The sequence below is a fragment of the Azonexus sp. IMCC34842 genome (assembly GCF_050368855.1).
GTDB lineage: Bacteria > Pseudomonadota > Gammaproteobacteria > Burkholderiales > Rhodocyclaceae > Azonexus > Azonexus denitrificans_A.
Genome location: NZ_CP178449.1, coordinates 782,783 through 801,244 on the forward strand (window position 1 = coordinate 782,783; position 18,462 = coordinate 801,244).

Sequence of the window (18,462 nt, forward strand, 5' to 3'; positions counted from 1 at the left end):
TTTTAGCCAAGGGAGGGTGAATATGTCTGAAGCGTTGTGGTTGGCGCTTGGGTGCGCCGTTTTGGCAGTACTTTATGGCTGGGTTTCCAGTCGACAGATTCTCGCGTTACCGGCCGGCAACGACCGCATGCAGGAGATCGCCAAGGCGATCCAGGAAGGCGCCGAGGCTTATCTCAGCCGACAGTACAAAACCATCGCCATGGTCGGCATTGTTCTCTTCCTGGTCATTGGCTTCGTGCCCAAGCTGGGCTGGCTGACGGCCATCGGCTTTCTGATCGGCGCCGTGCTGTCGGGGGCGGCCGGGTTCATCGGCATGAACGTTTCGGTGCGCGCCAATGTGCGGACGGCAGAAGCCGCCCGCGGTGGCATTGCGGCGGCGCTCGATGTCGCCTTCAAGGGTGGCGCGATTACCGGGATGCTGGTGGTCGGGCTCGGGCTGCTCGGCGTGGCCGGCTACTTTGTCTTCCTCAAGTCGGTTAATGCACCGGGTGCCGAATTGAGTCATGTCATCGAGCCGCTGGTTGGTTTGGCCTTCGGTTCCTCGCTGATTTCCATCTTCGCCCGTTTGGGTGGTGGCATCTTTACCAAGGGCGCCGACGTCGGTGCCGACCTGGTCGGCAAGGTTGAAGCCGGTATTCCGGAAGACGACCCGCGCAATCCGGCGGTGATCGCCGACAACGTCGGCGACAACGTCGGTGACTGCGCCGGCATGGCGGCCGACCTGTTCGAAACCTACGCCGTGACCGTGGTTGCGACCATGGTCCTGGCGGCGTTGACGATTAAGGCGACGCCGGCGCTGGGTGAAAACTTGTTGCTCTATCCGCTGGCCCTGGGCGGTGTCTCGATCATCGCCTCGATCATCGGTTGCTATTTCGTCAAGGCCACCGAGGGCGGCAAGATCATGGGCGCTCTTTATCGCGGCCTGATCGTCGCCGGGGTGCTGGCGCTGGCTGCCTACTATCCGGTGACTTCCTGGCTGATCGGCGCCGGGGCGGTGCTGCCGGATGGCTCGACGATCAACACGGCAACGATGTTCGGTTGTTCTCTCGTTGGCCTGGTGCTGACTGCCGCGCTGGTCTGGATTACCGAGTACTACACCGGTACCGATTATGCGCCGGTCAAGCATGTTGCCGAAGCCTCGACCACCGGGCACGGGACCAACATCATCGCCGGTCTCGGCGTGTCGATGAAGTCGACGGCGCTGCCGGTGCTTTCGGTTTGCGCCTCGATCTACGCCGCCTATGCACTGGGCGGGCTGTTCGGTATCGCCATCGCTGCCACCTCGATGCTGTCGATGGCCGGTATCGTCGTCGCCCTCGATGCCTATGGTCCGATTACCGACAATGCCGGTGGTATCGCCGAAATGGCCGGTTTGCCCGAGGAGGTGCGCAATGTCACCGATCCACTCGATGCGGTGGGCAACACCACCAAGGCGGTGACCAAGGGCTATGCTATCGGTTCGGCCGGTCTGGCCGCGCTGGTGCTCTTCGCCGATTACACGCATGCGCTCGGCCTCGACAAAACCACGGGCTTGCCCTTTACCTTCGACCTGTCGAACCACATGGTGATCATCGGTCTGATCATCGGCGGTCTGATTCCCTACCTGTTTGGCGCGATGGCGATGGAAGCAGTTGGCCGTTCGGCTGGTGCCGTGGTCGTCGAAGTGCGTCGCCAGTTCAAGGAAATCCCCGGCATCATGGAAGGCACGGCCAAGCCGGATTATTCCAAGGCTGTCGATATGCTGACCGTGGCGGCCATCAAGGAAATGATGATCCCGTCGATTCTGCCGGTCGCCGTGCCCATCGTCGTTGGTCTGCTTCTCGGCCCGGTGGCGCTGGGTGGTCTGCTGGTCGGGACCATCGTCACCGGGCTGTTCGTCGCCATTTCGATGACGACGGGCGGCGGGGCCTGGGATAACGCCAAGAAATACATCGAAGATGGACATTTCGGCGGAAAAGGCTCGGATGCACATAAAGCTGCTGTGACCGGCGACACCGTTGGCGATCCCTACAAGGATACGGCGGGGCCGGCGGTCAATCCGTTGATCAAGATCATCAACCTGGTAGCGCTCCTGATCGTGCCGTTAATGGTGTGAAATTTCACACTCCAATTGAAAAAGGCGGTTTCGACCGCCTTTTTTATTTTGATTTCTTTAGACTCCGTTTTTTGGCCAAATCAGAAGCGTAGAGCAGCGGCATGGTGGAGGATATGAGCAGCCTGGCTGAGGCAGGCAATTCCGGGGTGCGGGAGGATGTTTTGCACCATGACCCACTGCTCGACTGCCTGGTCGAACTCACCCGCATCCATGGCCGGCCAAGCACCCGCGCCGCGCTGGTCGCCGGACTGCCCCTCGAAAAAGGCGCGCTGACCCCGTCGTTGTTCGGTCGGGCGGCCAGTCGGGCCGGTCTTTCCGCCAAACTGGTCAGGCGTGCGCTGGATCGCATCGACGCGGTGCTGCTGCCCGCCATTCTGCTGCTCAAGGGCGAAGAGGCCTGCGTCCTGCTCGGTTGGGACGAATCGGGCGAAAACGCCCGGCTTCTTTTCCCGGAAACCGGGCAGGGTTCCGTCCTGTTGTCGCGTGCGGCGCTGGCTAGCCGTTACACCGGGGTCGCGATTTTTTCCCGGCCACATTTCCGGTTCGACAAACGGACGCCGCAGGTCGGCGAGATCAAGCTCCGTCACTGGTTCTGGGGCGCCTTGTCCGACCAGTGGCAGGTTTACCGTGATGTCCTCGGAGCCGCCCTGCTGATCAACGTCATGGCTCTGGCCATGCCGCTGTTCACGATGAATGTGTACGACCGGGTCATTCCGAATCGTGCCCTCGAGACGCTGTGGGTGCTCGGTCTCGGCGTCGTGCTGCTGATCGGCATCGACATGATGCTGCGTTCCTTGCGCGGCTATTTCATCGATCTGGCCAGTGCGCGCATCGACATGCAACTGTCGGCGACGATCATGGAACGGGTGCTGGGCGTCCGCATGGAGTCGCGGCCGGCGGCGGTCGGGGCGTTCGCCGCCAATCTGCGCTCTTTCGAATCGGTGCGCGATTTCATCACCTCGGCTTCGGTCACTGCCTTTATCGACCTGCCGTTTGCCTTTCTCTTCGTCTTCGTCATTGCCATCATTGCCTGGCAACTGGTCATTCCGGTCTTGCTCGCCATCGTCGCCGTGGCGATCTACGCCTATATCCTGCAGCACAAGATGCACGAACTGTCGGAAACGACCTATCGGGCGGGCGCCCTGCGCAACGCGACGCTGATCGAGAGTCTGACCGCGCTGGAAACGATCAAGACCCAGGGTGCGGAAAGCGTGATGCAGTCGAAGTGGGAGAAATCGGTCGCTTTCGTTTCCCGGGTCAATAACCAGATGCGTTTTCTGTCGGCCGCCGCGACCAACGGCGCCATGGAAATCCAGCAACTGGTCAATGTCGTGGTGGTCATCGCCGGGGTGTACCTGATCGGCGACGGCCGGCTCAGCATGGGCGGCCTGATCGCCTGCACCATGCTGACCTCGCGGGCGGTTGCCCCGCTTGGCCAGATGGTCGGTCTGCTGATGCAGTATCACAACGCCAAGGTGTCTCTGGCCTCGCTGGAACAGGTGATGACCAGGCCGGTCGAGCGGCCGGCCGATGCGGCTTTTGTCCATCGCCCCGAGCTGAAGGGCAATATCGAGTTTCGCGACGTCGAGTTTTCTTACCCGAACTGTTCGGTGACGGCGCTCAAGGGTTTCAGCTGCAAGATCGCGGCCGGCGAGAAAGTGGTGGTGATCGGCCGCATCGGCTCCGGCAAGACCACGCTGCAGAAGCTGCTGCTCGGTCTCTACCAGCCAACCGGCGGGGCGGTGACGATCGACGGCGTCGATCTGCGCCAGCTGGATCCGGCCGATCTGCGGCGCAATATCGGCTACGTCGCCCAGGATGTCACGCTGTTTTACGGCACCTTGCGCGACAACATCGCGATTGGCGCCCCCTATGCCGACGATGCGACCATCCTCGCCGCAGCCGAAGCGGCCGGCCTGAGCGACTTCGTCAATCGCCATCCGGACGGCTTCGAGATGATGATCGGCGAGCGCGGCGAATCGCTGTCCGGTGGACAGCGTCAGGGCGTCGCTATTGCTCGTGCGCTGCTGATGGATCCGCCGATCTTGCTGCTCGACGAACCGACCAGCGCGATGGATTTTTCGTCCGAACAACAGTTCAAGCAGCGTCTGAAGGCGACTGCCGCCCACAAAACCGTGCTCATCGTCACGCACCGGAACAGCCTGCTCGATCTGGCCAGTCGCGTGATCGTCGTGGACGATGGCCGCATCGTTGCTGACGGTCCGCGCGATCAGGTCATCCAGGCCCTGCAGAGCGGCCGGGTCGGGAGGGCATCATGAGTCGCCTGAAGTCGATGCTGGCCGCCGTGCATGGCTGGCTGGAACGGGTCGCCGAAAGGAATGCGCCGCGGGTCGAGCGGATTCTCGGGCGTTTGCCGAGCCGGGAAGAAATCGAAGCGGTCGATTTCGCCACCGACGCCGATCTGGCCATGCTGCGCCAGGAGCCGTTGCGGGCCCGCGTGTTGTTGCGCTCGATCGGCATCGTCTTCGCGATCTTCGTGCTCTGGGCCGCCGTGGCGCAGCTCGACGAGGTGACGCGCGGCGAGGGCAAGGTGATTCCATCGCGCCAGTTGCAGGTGCTGCAGAGCATCGATGGTGGCCTGGTTTCGGAAATTCTCGTGCGCGAAGGCGATATCGTTCAGGCCAACCAGTTGCTGATCAAGATCGATGAAACGCGCTTCGCCTCGTCAGTCAAGGAAAACCAGTCGCAATCCCTCGGCCTGATGGCCCGGGCGGCCCGCCTGAAGGCCTTGTCCGACGGCAAGGCCTTCATTCCGCCGGCCGAGGTCGCCAAGGGGGCGCCGGAAATCGTCCAGCAGGAACTGCAGCTTTACGAGGCCAAGCGGGACGAAATGAATGCCGCGGTGTCCATTGCCCGCCAGCAGCTTGCCCAGCGTCAGCAAGAACTGAACGAGGCGCAGGCCAGGCGGGCCCAGGCGGCCCAAGGCTACGACCTGACTTCCCGGGAATTGACGGTGACCCGGCCCTTGATCAATTCCGGCGCCGTCTCAGAAGTCGAACTGTTACGCCTGGAGCGCGACGTATCCCGTTACCGGGGCGAGCGTGACATGGCTTCGGCGCAGATAACCCGCGTCCAGGCGGCGATCAACGAGGCGCATCGCAAGATCGAAGAGGTCGAGCTGAGCTTCCGCAACGACGCCGGCAAGGAGCTTTCGGAAACGGTGGCCAAGCTGAACAGCCTGACCGAGGGCGGCGTTGCACTGTCCGACCGGGTCAAGCAGTCGTCGATCCGTTCGCCGGTCAAGGGCACGGTCAAGCGTCTGCTGGTCAATACCGTTGGCGGGGTGGTGCAGCCGGGCAAGGACATGATCGAGATCGTGCCGCTGGAGGATGCCTTGTTGCTGGAAGCGCGCGTTCAGCCGCGCGACATCGCCTTCCTGCGTCCGGGCCAGCCGGCCATGGTCAAATTCACCGCCTACGATTTCTCGATCTACGGCGGGCTGGAGGGCACGCTCGAGCATATCGGCGCTGATACCGTCACCGACGACAAGGGCAATGCCTTTTACACAGTTCGGGTCAGAACCAACCGGCCCGGCTTTGGCGACGCCAATCTGCCGATCATTCCCGGGATGATCGCCGAAGTCGATATCCTGACCGGCAAGAAAAGCGTCCTGGCCTATCTGTTGAAACCGGTACTGCGCGCCAAGAGCGTCGCCATGACGGAGCGCTGATGCAGCACTGGATATGCGATAGCGGCACGCGGCCGGTTGCCACCTGGCTGGAGGCAATGCCGGCGGCAAAATTGCTGGCACGCGCCGAGGTGCACGGCATTCCGGCCAGCCAGCCGGGCATCCTGTGGTTTCGGCTGCGGGCCGGCGAAGTGATCGGCGCGGTACTGCCCAGGCTTGGCCTGGCCGAGCGGCAGCATCTGGTACTGCTTTGCGACGAGCCGGATGAGGGCCTGGTGATGCAGGCTTTGAGCGCCGGTGCGGCGGGTTGTTGCAACACCCACGCGGCGCCTGAGGTGCTGAAGCAGGTCGCCATCGTCGTCGGCAATGGTGGATTGTGGATCGGGCAGTCGCTGTTGCAGCGGCTGGTTGGGAGTACCGCCCGTCTCCTCGGTCAGCGCGCCGGCGACGCCAGAAATGACGATTGGGCAGCACTGCTTTCCGAGCGCGAAACCCAGGTTGCGCAACAGGTTGCCGGCGGGGCCAGCAACAAGGAAATCGCCAGCCAGCTGTCGATCTCGGAAAGAACGGTCAAGGCGCATTTGACCTCGATTTTCGAAAAACTCGGTCTGCGCGATCGCCTCCAGCTTTCGCTGAAAATAAACAGCTGAGCATGGCTGGCCGGCGTGAGGTATTTCACGCTGCCGTGGCGAACTGTACTTTGGTGCAATAGCCCTCCAGTCCCAGGCTCCGTACACTGGCCGAATCGCTAACAGTGTCCGGAGTATCACCATGGCTCAAGCCCAAATCGTTGCCACCGTCGCTTCCATTTCCGGTGCGGCATTCGCCCGCGACCAGGATGGCAAGATGCGGCGCCTCAAAGCGGGGGATGCGATACGCGAAGGCGAAGCGGTGGTCGCGGCGGATGGTGGCGAAGTAACGCTGTTGCTGGCCGATGGCCGCCAGATGATCGTCGCGCCGGGCGAAACGGTCAGCCTCGACGCCGAAGTCGTGGCGCTGGAAAAACCGGATGCTTTCGATAGCGCCGTGGTCAACGATCAAAAAGGCTTCGAGAAAATTGCCAAGGCCCTGACCACCGGCGGCGATCTCGATGCCTTGCTGGAAGATCCGGCAGCCGGGGTGGCTGGCCCGGGCGGCAACGAAGGACATTCGTTCGTCGAATTCCTGCGCATTGTCGAAACGGTCGATCCGCTGGCCTTCCAGTTTGGCACGCCGCAGAGCCGTACCGTCGAGACTTTCGATGGTGGCGCATTGGTTCCGACAGGGGGAACCGTTGATGTGGCCGGTACCCCTGGCACCCCTGGCACCCCTGGAACTCCTGGAACTCCTGGAACTCCTGGAACCCCGAGCGTCGTGGTGAACATCGTCGACACCGCGCTCAACGTTGCCGACAACGTCTCCACCGTCACCTTCACCTTCAGCGAAGCCCCGGTCGGCTTCACGGCGGTCGACATCAGCGCCACCGGCGGCACGGTCAGCGGCCTGACTGCCACGGCCGACCCGAAAGTGTTCACCGCCACCTTCACCGCCGACCCCGGCTACACCGGCGTGGGCAGCGTCTCGGTTGGCGCCGGCAGCTACAGCAACGCGCTCGGCAACCCGGGCACGGCAGGCAGCGACACGGTCGGCATCGACACCGCCGCGCCGGTCGCCAGCATCACGCTCGACCCGAACATCACGGCCGACGACATCATCAACGCCGCCGAAGCCGGCCAGACCATCGCCATCACCGGCACGGTCGGCGGCGACGTCCAGGTCGGCGACACCGTCACCCTGACGATCAACGGCACGGCCTACACCGGCCCGGTGCTGACCGGCCACACCTTCAGCATCGACGTCCCGGGCAGTGCCCTGGCCGCCGATCCGGACCGCACCATCGAGGCCAGCGTGACGACCACCGACGCCGGCGGCAACAGCGCCACCGGCGTCGACACCGAAGGCTACAGCGTCGCCACCGGCAGCCCGAGCGTCGTGGTGGACATCGTCGATCCCGTCCTCAACGTCGCCGACCACGTCTCCACCGTCACCTTCACCTTCAGCGAAGTGCCCTTCGGCTTCACGGCCATCGACATCGTCGCCAGCGGCGGCACGGTCAGCGGCCTGACCGCCACGGCCGACCCGAAAGTGTTCACCGCCACCTTCACCGCCGACCCCGGCTACACCGGCGTGGGCAGCGTCTCGGTTGGCGCCGGCAGCTACAGCAACGCGCTCGGCAACCCGGGCACGGCAGGCAGCGACACGGTCGGCATCGACACCGCCGCGCCGGTCGCCAGCATCACGCTCGACCCGAACATCACGGCCGACGACATCATCAACGCCGCCGAAGCCGGCCAGACCATCGCCATCACCGGCACGGTCGGCGGCGACGTCCAGGTCGGCGACACCGTCACCCTGACGATCAACGGCACGGCCTACACCGGCCCGGTGCTGACCGGCCACACCTTCAGCATCGACGTCCCGGGCAGTGCCCTGGCCGCCGATCCGGACCGCACCATCGAGGCCAGCGTGACGACCACCGACGCCGGCGGCAACAGCGCCACCGGCGTCGACACCGAAGGCTACAGCGTCGCCACCGGCAGCCCGAGCGTCGTGGTGGACATCGTCGATCCCGTCCTCAACGTCGCCGACCACGTCTCCACCGTCACCTTCACCTTCAGCGAAGTGCCCTTCGGCTTCACGGCGGTCGACATCAGCGCCAGCGGCGGCACGGTCAGCGGCCTGACCGCCACGGCCGACCCGAAAGTGTTCACCGCCACCTTCACCGCCGACCCCGGCTACACCGGCGTGGGCAGCGTCTCGGTTGGCGCCGGCAGCTACAGCAACGCGCTCGGCAACCCGGGCACGGCAGGCAGCGACACGGTCGGCATCGACACCGCCGCGCCGGTCGCCAGCATCACGCTCGACCCGAACATCACGGCCGACGACATCATCAACGCCGCCGAAGCCGGCCAGACCATCGCCATCACCGGCACGGTCGGCGGCGACGTCCAGGTCGGCGACACCGTCACCCTGACGATCAACGGCACGGCCTACACCGGCCCGGTGCTGACCGGCCACACCTTCAGCATCGACGTCCCGGGCAGTGCCCTGGCCGCCGATCCGGACCGCACCATCGAGGCCAGCGTGACGACCACCGACGCCGGCGGCAACAGCGCCACCGGCGTCGACACCGAAGGCTACAGCGTCGCCACCGGCAGCCCGAGCGTCGTGGTAGACATCGTCGATCCCGTCCTCAACGTCGCCGACCACGTCTCCACCGTCACCTTCACCTTCAGCGAAGTGCCCTTCGGCTTCACGGCGGTCGACATCAGCGCCAGCGGCGGCACGGTCAGCGGCCTGACCGCCACGGCCGACCCGAAAGTGTTCACCGCCACCTTCACCGCCGACCCCGGCTACACCGGCGTGGGCAGCGTCTCGGTTGGCGCCGGCAGCTACAGCAACGCGCTCGGCAACCCGGGCACGGCAGGCAGCGACACGGTCGGCATCGACACCGCCGCGCCGGTCGCCAGCATCACGCTCGACCCGAACATCACGGCCGACGACATCATCAACGCCGCCGAAGCCGGCCAGACCATCGCCATCACCGGCACGGTCGGCGGCGACGTCCAGGTCGGCGACACCGTCACCCTGACGATCAACGGCACGGCCTACACCGGCCCGGTGCTGACCGGCCACACCTTCAGCATCGACGTCCCGGGCAGCGCCCTGGCCGCCGATCCGGACCGCACCATCGAGGCCAGCGTGACGACCACCGATGCCGGCGGCAACAGCGCCACCGGCGTAGACACCGAAGGCTACAGCGTCGCCACCGGCAGCCCGAGCGTCGTGGTGAACATCGTCGACACCGCGCTCAACGTTGCCGACAACGTCTCCACCGTCACCTTCACCTTCAGCGAAGCCCCGGTCGGCTTCACGGCGGTCGACATCAGCGCCACCGGCGGCACGGTCAGCGGCCTGACTGCCACGGCCGACCCGAAAGTGTTCACCGCCACCTTCACCGCCGACCCCGGCTACACCGGCGTGGGCAGCGTCTCGGTTGGCGCCGGCAGCTACAGCAACGCGCTCGGCAACCCGGGCACGGCAGGCAGCGACACGGTCGGCATCGACACCGCCGCGCCGGTCGCCAGCATCACGCTCGACCCGAACATCACGGCCGACGACATCATCAACGCCGCCGAAGCCGGCCAGACCATCGCCATCACCGGCACGGTCGGCGGCGACGTCCAGGTCGGCGACACCGTCACCCTGACGATCAACGGCACGGCCTACACCGGCCCGGTGCTGACCGGCCACACCTTCAGCATCGACGTCCCGGGCAGTGCCCTGGCCGCCGATCCGGACCGCACCATCGAGGCCAGCGTGACGACCACCGACGCCGGCGGCAACAGCGCCACCGGCGTCGACACCGAAGGCTACAGCGTCGCCACCGGCAGCCCGAGCGTCGTGGTAGACATCGTCGATCCCGTCCTCAACGTCGCCGACCACGTCTCCACCGTCACCTTCACCTTCAGCGAAGTGCCCTTCGGCTTCACGGCCATCGACATCGTCGCCAGCGGCGGCACGGTCAGCGGCCTGACCGCCACGGCCGACCCGAAAGTGTTCACCGCCACCTTCACGGCGGACCCCGGCTACACCGGCGTGGGCAGCGTCTCGGTTGGCGCCGGCAGCTACAGCAACGCGCTCGGCAACCCGGGCACGGCAGGCAGCGACACGGTCGGTATCGACACCGCCGCGCCGCAGCCAACCCTTTCCGCCAGTTGGGTGGATTACTGGCAATTTAATGAAGGGACTGGTGCGACGACCACAAACCACAATCCAGTTGCCGATCAGGTCGGTACGATTACCGACAACAACAAGGCGGGCTTGAATCCGGCTGCCGATCTTTCTCCGACCTGGACGACGGGACGAAACGGCTCGACTGCCCTCGAGTTTCATGGCGTTGGTGGGGCTTCGGCACAACGGGATGGCGGTTGGCTGGCGCTCGCGCCGAGTGCGACGGAAGCGCTCGCCGGGCATGCCGCATCGAAGGAAGCCAGCCTATCGTTCTGGATCAAGACGACCCAGGTGGGTAGCAATATTGGTTGGGATTCGCCATCGGTCATCGGCACGGAAAACAACGGCGGGATTGCCGACATCCAGTGGGGCTCAATCAACGCCGCCGGCCAGATTGGTCTTGGCATGCGCGACGATACCGGGGTGATGAGCACGAAAGCAATCAATGATGGCGTGTGGCACCAGGTTGTCGTCACGCATGATTTTGCGACCGGGGCGACCTTGATCTTTGTCGATGGCGTGCAAGAAGCCGCTGGTACGTTCAATCCCGGCGTTATCGTACCGAACAATTTCCTTGGGCTGGGCGTTACCGCGGATGACGGCGGGGCGGCGCACCGCTTCCTCAACGGCAGTCTGGAAGACGTTCGAATCTACGACCAGACGCTGACGGCCAGCCAGATCCAGGCGATCTACGAGACTGAATTGATGGGCAATCAAAGCAACGTGATTGCCAATGATGGTCAGACGATTCGTTTCGCCCTGGACGTCCATGATGCGGTCAGTACTGTTTTGTCCGGTCTGGTGAGTGGCACGGTGGTTTCTTCCGGCGCCCATTCCGCTTTGGTCGATGCCTCCGGCACGGTCGATATTTCCGGATGGAATGCCGCCGAAGTGGCGCTCAGTGGCTACGGCAGCGGCTCTTTCATGGTCACGGTAAGCGCCACCAATGCCACCAACGGCACGGTCAGCAAGCTGCTGTCCGTGGTCAATGACAGCGATTCAGTCGTCGGTACGGCAGCGGCGGATAGTCTGGTCGGCAACGCCAATCACAATGTCCTGGCCGGTGGCGACGGTAACGATGTGCTGTCCGGGTTGGCTGGCAATGACATGCTGATCGGCGGCACTGGCGACGACCGGCTGATCGGGGGATCTGGCAGCGATGCGCTGACCGGTGGCCTGGGTTCGGATACCTTTGCCTGGTCGTTGGCCGATCAGGGAACAGTGACCATTCCGGCCCGCGATACGATTACCGATTTCTCTCCGGCGGCGCAAGCGGCCGGCGGCGATGTGCTCGATCTACGCGATCTGCTGCCGAGTGCGACCGATGCGGCGACGCTCGACAACTATCTGAACTTCTCGAAGTCGGGCCTCGATACGGTGATCGATGTCCGCCCGACCGGGGCGGCCGGTGGCGTTACGCAGCAGATCGTGCTGTCCAACGTCGATCTGACGTCGAGCGGTACGCTCAACGATGTGGCGATCATTCAGGACCTGCTGACCAAGGGCAAGCTGCTGACCGACTGATGGACCGCGCCAAAGCATGAAAAAGGGGCGGTTTTCCGCCCCTTTTTGCTGCGTGCCGTGCCTCGCTCTACTCGTGCTTGCGCAGATTGGCAACGCAGGGAATGTGGATTTTCCGTCCCTCGACGACGATCAGCCCGAGTTCGGTCAGTTCGTGCAGGATGCGCGAAAAATGTTCCTGGGTCAGGTTGAGACGGGAGGCGATGACCCCCTTGTTGGTCGGCAGGGTGATCGCGACATTGGTACCCTTGAGGTCCTCATCCGGCAGTTCGCGCAGCAGGTAGCCGATGATGCGCTGTTTACCGGAGTGCAGCGAATAGGATTCGACATCGCTCATCAGTTCGTGCAGACGCATTGCCATGCCGGCCAGCATCTTGCGGCACAGGTTGTGGTCGCGCTGCAATTCCTCGAAGACCGCCGCTTTCGAGACATGCAGCAGCAGCGAGTCGGTCAGTGCCTGAGCAAAGACGATGTAGGGTTTTTCCAGGAACATCAGCGCTTCGCCGAAACTTTGGCCCTGGGTCAGGATTTCAACGACTTTTTCGGTGCCTTGCGACGAGGTGAAGGCCAGCTTGACCTGGCCATAGACCAGCAGATGGAAGCCATTGCAGGGATCACCCTTGTGAAACAGGATGTCGCCCTTGCTGGCGTGGCTTTCCCGGGTCGAGCGGGCGATGCGGGCGATTTCTTCGGCAGCCAGGCCGTTGAACAGTGGAACGTGGGTTAAAAGGGCCTCGATATTGATCGGGTGATTAGCCTGCATGTAGTTTGCTGCCTCAAAGTGACCGGCCGATGGTGGCATCGGGCTAGTTCAGCAGCAATACGACGTAGGGACTAATCCCTAGTCAATTGGGCGTAGAGCAGGGGCAGGCGGCGCGGTAGTTCCTCCGGCTTGCGGATGACGCAAAAACCGGCCGGGCCGAACAGGTAGGGCAGGTAGGTCCCGGCCTCGCGGTCGATGGTCACGCAGAACGGCGTCAGTCCTATGCGCCGGGCCTCATAGACGGCCATCCGGGTGTCTTCGATGCCGTAGCGCGAATCATAGAGGTCGAGATCGTTCGGCTTGCCGTCGGTAATGATCAGCAGCAACCGGCGGCCGGCCTGCTGTTCGTAGAGGATGCTGGCTGCCTGACGCAGCGCGGCACCCATCCGGGTGTAGAAGCCGGGCTTGATGGCCAGGATGCGGGCGCGGGCGGCGTCGTCGTAACGGCCGTTGAAATCCTTGAGCAGATGAAAGCGGATGTTCTGCCGGCGCAGCGACGAAAAGCCGTAGATGCCGAAGCGGTCGCCGGTGGCGGTCATCGCCTCGGAAAAGAGCAGCAGCGAATCGCGGATGACATCGACGATGCGGTGCGTGTCGGAAATCCAGGCATCGGTGGACATCGACAGGTCGGCCAGCAGCAGGCAGGCCAGATCGCGCTCGCAGCGGGCCTGGGCGAGATAGCCGCCGGTTTCCGGCGTATGGCCGGAGTGGCGATCGGCGTGGTTGCGGACGCAGGCATCGACGTCGAGTTCGGCGCCGTCCGGCTGCGCTTTCAGCCAGCGCCGTTGTGGCGCAAGGGCGGCGAACTGGCCGCGCAGCTTCCTAGCGGTGGCCGCTAGTTCGGGCGGCAAGGCGGCCCGCCCGGCATCATGGGCGATCATCGGCTGCAGATGGCAGTGTTTCGGCAGCAGCAGGGCCTTGCGGTAATCCCATTCCGGCAGCGCGATACCGGGGCCGATCGGCGTGTCATCCTCGGCAGCGGAGGGCAGGTCGAGGTCGAACTTGACGCGGGAAACGGCGGTCTGGCCGTCGCGGGTCAGCGACAGCTTGTCGAGATCGTTGGCGACATTGCGGGCGTTCGGATCTTCGTCGTCGTCGTAGGCCCGGTTGACCCGCACGTACTCGGCCCAGGTCGGCAGGCTTTCGGCGCGGAAACTGGCGAGCATCGGCGCCTTGTTGTCCGGCGTCTCGACCTGTTCAGCCTTGTGGGCATCTTTACCCGGCTCGGAACTGCTGCTGCCTTCCGGCGGCAGATGCTCGCCAGGGTCGGCAACCTGGCCGGTGGCAGGCGCCTCGGCGGCGATCAGCCAGAGCAGTACCGGCTGCGGTGGTCTGGACTGGCGGGAATTCAGCGGCGGCAGGCCGTCGACCGAGGCCGGTTCGAGCAGGGCCTGGCGGATTGCCGATTCCTGGGCCGCTTCGTCGGCTTGCAGTTCGGCTGGGGCGATGCGGGCGGCCAGGTGGGCGGCGACCAGTCGGCTATAGCGGGCGGCCAGTCCCGGGTAGTTGGTCAGCGCGGCCTGGCTGGCGCGCTGGTTGCGGATGAACCACGGCTGCTCGGGAGCGACGTCGCTGGCGGCGAGGGCGGCCAGCCACAGATAAAGATCGCGATTCAGCGTCTTGTCGGGAAAGGCGGTGATTTCCGGCGGCAGGCGCAGGGTTTCGGCATCGCGTCGGGCCAGCGCCTGTTTCTCGCCGGTGCCGGCCAGCCGCTGCAGCCAACGCCGCCGGGCGCCGTGCGTTTCGGCCGTCGCCGCCGCGACCTTCAGGCCGGGGTCGCCACCGAAGGCACGAAACAGGATGCCGACGGTCTTTTCGACTTCGGCCAGTTTGACGGCTGCTTCCGGGTAGTGCCCGGCGGCGGTACGGGTGACCCAGTTGTGCCAGACTTTTCCGACAAATTCTTCCATGCCTATATTTTCCCGCCAGCGTCTTCGTCGGTATTTGATAGAACCGAAAAACGCGCCTCATTGCGCCGCGCTTCGTCGTTCTTCACCCAATGCAGCAAGGCGCCGTTCGGGTTGCCCTTGTTGACCGTGCCGCAGGCCGAAAGGCACTGGCCGCATTGCGTGCAGGCAAACATCCAGCGCTTGACGTTGCGCGGCTTCAGCCGCATCGGGCAGACCGCGTCGCAGGCCGACCCCTTGCCGTCGAGACAGGAGGCACAATCGGTCAGCCGTTCGCGTTCGAAACCGACGACCATCGCCTGCTTGTTGCCCATCCAGGCAAAGCTTTGGAAGATGCCGATGGCGCAGGCGTAGCGGCAGAACAGATGGCGGGCGAAAAGGAATTCGAGGCTCAGTACCGTCGTCGCGGCGCTGAGGAAAATCACTTCGCCGCGGTACAGCGTGCCGGTGATCAGGCCGCCATAAACCTGAAACGGCGGCATCAGGTAAGTCAGCCCGACGACCGCCCAGGCGAAGGCGAAGCCGATGGCCGCCGGGACGACCAGCAGCCAATAGCGTTTGTCGCGCCGGGCCGGGCTGCCGTCCGGCTCCCAGGGCGGCGTCTTGTTGCGGTCCCAGACCGAATGCTTGCCGGTGGCGGCGAGCATCAGCCGGTTGATCGTTTCGACTACCGAAAAATGCGGGCACAGCCAGCCGCAGTACAGCCGGCCCCATTTCCAGGCGACCCCGACGATCAGCGCCAAGGTGCCGAGGATCGGCAGGAACAGATACAGGACGAGGTTGAGCGCCGCTGCCCCGGCGTCGACCCGGCCGGCGATCAGGTCGTCGATGCCGAGGTGCCAGGGCATGGTCAGGAAGTAGGCGTGCTTCTCGGTCAGGTCGTAACGGAAAAGGTCGAAAATCGGCGTCAGCGTGAAGAGCGCAAAGAAGTCGATTTGCGCCAGCACACGGTAGCGCTGCAGGGCCGGTTTGCTCACTTGAGGGATGGACCGATCAGCGGGAAGCGCCAGACTTGCCCGGCCATTGCCTTGGCCAGCCCGAACATGCCGAACATGACCAGGGTCGAATGGAAGCAGGTGAAATAGAGGATGACCACGACCCAGGTCCATTCCCAGTCGAGCCCGCCGACGGCCAGGAAGATGGCGGTCAGCGCGACGATCAGGATGCCGCCGTACAGGCTGACGAAAGTGGTTTGCTTGAGATGTTGTCGGGCGAGCGGCGGGGCGCTGTCCTTGTTCTTGTGCCACAGCCACCACAGCACGCCGAAGGCGATGCCCGGCGCGACCAGCAGGTTGGCCAGGTAGAGCGCTTCGGCGAGGATGGCCAGGGTCTGGCCATCGGCCGCCGGTTTATCGGCCGAAAGTGGCATTGACGATTTCCATCAACGCCTCGACCGTTTCCTCGTCGTCGGTCAGGCTTTCGACCAAGGCGGCGCGGCAGGCGGCGGAGACATCGAAGCCGGATTTGATCAATGTCGCGGCATAGACCAGCAGGCGGGTACTGGCGACTTCCTCGAGATCGCGATCCTTGAGGGCGCGGAAGGATTTGGCGATGCCGACCAGGCGGGTGGCGAGATCGGCATCGCAGCCGGTTTCGCCGATCAGGATGGAACGTTCGCGCTCGGCGCCCGGGAAATCGAAGCGCATCGAGACGAAGCGCTGGCGGGTCGAGGGTTTCAGGCCCTTCATCAGATTCTGGTAACCGGGGTTGTAGGAGACGACCAGCATGAAATTGGCCGGTGCTTCCAGCGTTTCGCCGGTCCGGTCGATGGGCAGGATGCGCCGGTCGTCGGCCAGCGGATGCAGCACGACGGTGGTGTCCTTGCGTGCCTCGACCACTTCGTCGAGGTAGCAGATGCCGCCTTCGCGGACGGCACGGGTCAGCGGGCCGTCGCACCAGTAGGTGCCTTTGTCGGAAATCAGGTGGCGGCCGACCAGATCGGCGGCGGTCAGATCGTCGTGGCAGGCCACGGTATACAGCGGCAGTTTCAGGCGGGCTGCCATGTGCGAGACGAAACGCGTCTTGCCGCAGCCGGTCGGGCCTTTGATGAGCAGGGGCAGGCGCTGTTGGAAGGCGTGCTCGAACAGCGCGATTTCGTTGCCGGAAGGTTCGTAGAAGGGCAGATCGTTCATTTGAGAGACATCCAGTAAGCCAGCAGAATCAGGCTGGAGACGAGAATCAGCCAGCCTTCGAGCAGCAGGCGCCACATCAGCGGCGCACTGCGCAACTCCATGAAATCGAGAATGACCAGCCGGCCCTTGATGAAGGCGATGACCAGCATGGCGACGATGGCCGAGGTGCCGGCGGCGCCGACTTCACCGAGATACCAGGTGACGCCGGTGGCGACGATGAGCACCAGCCAGGCGCGGTGGGCGGGGTTTTTCAGGGCATTCATCAGCGCATCACATAAACGAGCGGGAAAAGGATGATCCACAGCAGATCGACCATGTGCCAGTAGGCCGCGCCGCTTTCCAGGCCATGCGCGTTATGGCTGCCGTAGGCGCCGTTGCGCGACTGCACCCAGAGCACGGTGAGAATCACCATGCCGAGGATGACGTGCATGAAGTGGAAGAAGGTCAGCGAGATGTAGAACATGTAGAAGGTATTGGTCGACAGCGAAATGCCGGCGCCGAACTTTTCCGCATATTCGAAGACTTTGACGGTCAGGAAGCCGCCGCCACAGAGAAAGCCGAGCAGGATATTGCGGCTGATCGCCGGCCGATCGTCGCGATGCGCCGCCTGGACGGCGAGCACGACGAACCACGAGCCGGTGATCAGGAGCAGCGTATTGAGCGCCCCGGCATTGCGATCCAGCGTCCGCTGGTAGGTATTGAACAGCTCGACGTCGTGGGCGCGGGCGAAAGCGTAGGACGCGAAGAACACGGCAAACGCCAGCATCTCGGCCAGGATGAAGAACCAGATGGCCAGATCGCCCGGCAGGCGTTTGTCCGGACTCGCGGTTACAGGCAGGGTGATTGCAGTCATGCGGCAGATCATAGCGAGCGTTGCCTGGCGATAACTTGATGTGTCCTAAGTAACGACCGGAGAACTCGGCATGTCTGGTCGAACAGCCAAGGCGCCCGCTGTGCGAAACGCTTGCCGAGAGCGTCGGGAAAGCATCAGACAATAAAAAACCCCGCCGAGGCGGGGTTTGCGGAGGCGCCAATGATTAGCGGCTTTTGCGCCGGCTGAAGGCCAGTCCAGCCAGGGCGAGACCAGCCAGGGCCAGGGAGGCCGGCTCGGGAACAGTCGACGAAACGGTCGGCTGCCCGATGTTGATGGTGTAGGACTGCCCGCCAATGCTGCTGCCGGCATTGGCAAATCCGCCAAGGTTGCCACCGTAGTTGTAGGAGTAGTGATCGATCGCCAGCAGATAGTCGCCCTGGGCCAGGGACACCGATACGTAGGACTGGAGCGAATAATAATCGTCGTTGAATGCCAGGGTGTTGCCGGCCAGATTGAAGACATAAAGCATCGGGTCGAAGTTGCTGCTGGTTGACGCCGAGAACAGGCCGCCGCCCCAGGAGAAACGGTAGATATCGACGGTATCCAGCGTGCCGGAAATGGATGTTGTGGCACCGGGCAGCAATTGCGCGGTGGCCAGCGAATAACCTGCATCGCCGACTTCGGTGTAAGGCAGTGCGGTGGCCGACTGGCTACCGAGCATGCCCAGGGCCAAGCTGATAATGGATAGAGATTTTTTCATTTTTTACTCCCAAAGAAATTGTTTTCGGAGTAAAAGCAATGTACGTGC

Annotated in this window: 13 protein-coding genes; 5 read left to right on the forward strand and 8 right to left on the reverse strand. The window is 63.9% G+C overall.

From position 1 onward, the window contains the following. Positions 1-22 precede the first annotated feature (22 nt). The 5 genes from ACLIKD_RS03660 to ACLIKD_RS03680 all read left to right on the forward strand — a co-directional run bounded on the left by ACLIKD_RS03660 (position 23) and on the right by ACLIKD_RS03680 (position 12,041). The gene (locus ACLIKD_RS03660; RefSeq protein WP_226472669.1) at positions 23-2,095 is read left to right on the forward strand and encodes a sodium-translocating pyrophosphatase; all 2,073 of its coding nucleotides are present in this window, start codon (positions 23-25) and stop codon (positions 2,093-2,095) included. Positions 2,096-2,208: 113 nt separating this feature from the next. Then, on the forward strand, positions 2,209-4,374 hold the full coding sequence (locus ACLIKD_RS03665) for a type I secretion system permease/ATPase (RefSeq protein ID WP_428827206.1): 2,166 nt from the start codon (positions 2,209-2,211) through the stop codon (positions 4,372-4,374). Next, positions 4,371-5,786: an HlyD family type I secretion periplasmic adaptor subunit gene (locus tag ACLIKD_RS03670; RefSeq protein ID WP_428827207.1), complete on the forward strand. Its 1,416-nt coding sequence runs from the start codon at positions 4,371-4,373 to the stop codon at positions 5,784-5,786. The genes ACLIKD_RS03665 and ACLIKD_RS03670 overlap by 4 nt, the downstream gene beginning before the upstream one ends. Then, positions 5,786-6,394 carry a LuxR C-terminal-related transcriptional regulator gene (locus ACLIKD_RS03675; protein ID WP_428827208.1) on the forward strand — a complete coding sequence of 203 codons (609 nt, stop codon included), beginning with the start codon at positions 5,786-5,788 and terminating at the stop codon, positions 6,392-6,394. Before ACLIKD_RS03670 ends, ACLIKD_RS03675 begins: the two co-directional genes overlap by 1 nt. Before the next feature lie 121 nt (positions 6,395-6,515). After that, the gene (locus tag ACLIKD_RS03680; RefSeq protein ID WP_428827209.1) at positions 6,516-12,041 is read left to right on the forward strand and encodes a retention module-containing protein; all 5,526 of its coding nucleotides are present in this window, start codon (positions 6,516-6,518) and stop codon (positions 12,039-12,041) included. A 67-nt stretch (positions 12,042-12,108) separates the two neighbouring features. Here the strand turns inward: ACLIKD_RS03680 and ACLIKD_RS03685 are convergent, their stop codons facing one another. The 8 genes from ACLIKD_RS03685 to ACLIKD_RS03720 form a co-directional block, all read right to left on the reverse strand. Further along, entirely contained in the window at positions 12,109-12,801 is a 693-nt protein-coding gene (locus tag ACLIKD_RS03685; protein ID WP_226418914.1) for a Crp/Fnr family transcriptional regulator, read from the reverse strand. A gap of 71 nt (positions 12,802-12,872) precedes the next feature. Beyond that, entirely contained in the window at positions 12,873-14,711 is a 1,839-nt protein-coding gene (locus tag ACLIKD_RS03690; RefSeq protein WP_428827210.1) for a nitric oxide reductase activation protein NorD, read from the reverse strand. A gap of 2 nt (positions 14,712-14,713) precedes the next feature. Continuing rightward, positions 14,714-15,685: a 4Fe-4S binding protein gene (locus tag ACLIKD_RS03695; RefSeq protein ID WP_428827211.1), complete on the reverse strand. Its 972-nt coding sequence runs from the start codon at positions 15,683-15,685 to the stop codon at positions 14,714-14,716. Next, positions 15,682-16,077 carry a hypothetical protein gene (locus ACLIKD_RS03700; protein ID WP_428827212.1) on the reverse strand — a complete coding sequence of 132 codons (396 nt, stop codon included), beginning with the start codon at positions 16,075-16,077 and terminating at the stop codon, positions 15,682-15,684. Before ACLIKD_RS03700 ends, ACLIKD_RS03695 begins: the two co-directional genes overlap by 4 nt. Continuing rightward, complete coding sequence (locus ACLIKD_RS03705) at positions 16,058-16,840, reverse strand: CbbQ/NirQ/NorQ/GpvN family protein (RefSeq protein ID WP_428827213.1); 783 nt, start codon at positions 16,838-16,840, stop codon at positions 16,058-16,060. The genes ACLIKD_RS03700 and ACLIKD_RS03705 overlap by 20 nt, the downstream gene beginning before the upstream one ends. Next, positions 16,837-17,103, reverse strand: a complete 267-nt coding sequence (locus tag ACLIKD_RS03710; RefSeq protein WP_428827214.1) for a cytochrome C oxidase subunit IV family protein — start codon at positions 17,101-17,103, stop codon at positions 16,837-16,839. The genes ACLIKD_RS03705 and ACLIKD_RS03710 overlap by 4 nt, the downstream gene beginning before the upstream one ends. After that, positions 17,103-17,693 carry a cytochrome c oxidase subunit 3 family protein gene (locus ACLIKD_RS03715; protein ID WP_428827215.1) on the reverse strand — a complete coding sequence of 197 codons (591 nt, stop codon included), beginning with the start codon at positions 17,691-17,693 and terminating at the stop codon, positions 17,103-17,105. Before ACLIKD_RS03715 ends, ACLIKD_RS03710 begins: the two co-directional genes overlap by 1 nt. 184 nt (positions 17,694-17,877) lie before the next feature. Next, a complete protein-coding gene (locus ACLIKD_RS03720) occupies positions 17,878-18,414 on the reverse strand; it encodes a DVUA0089 family protein (protein ID WP_428827216.1) in 537 nt (178 codons plus the stop codon). Positions 18,415-18,462: the final 48 nt, after the last annotated feature.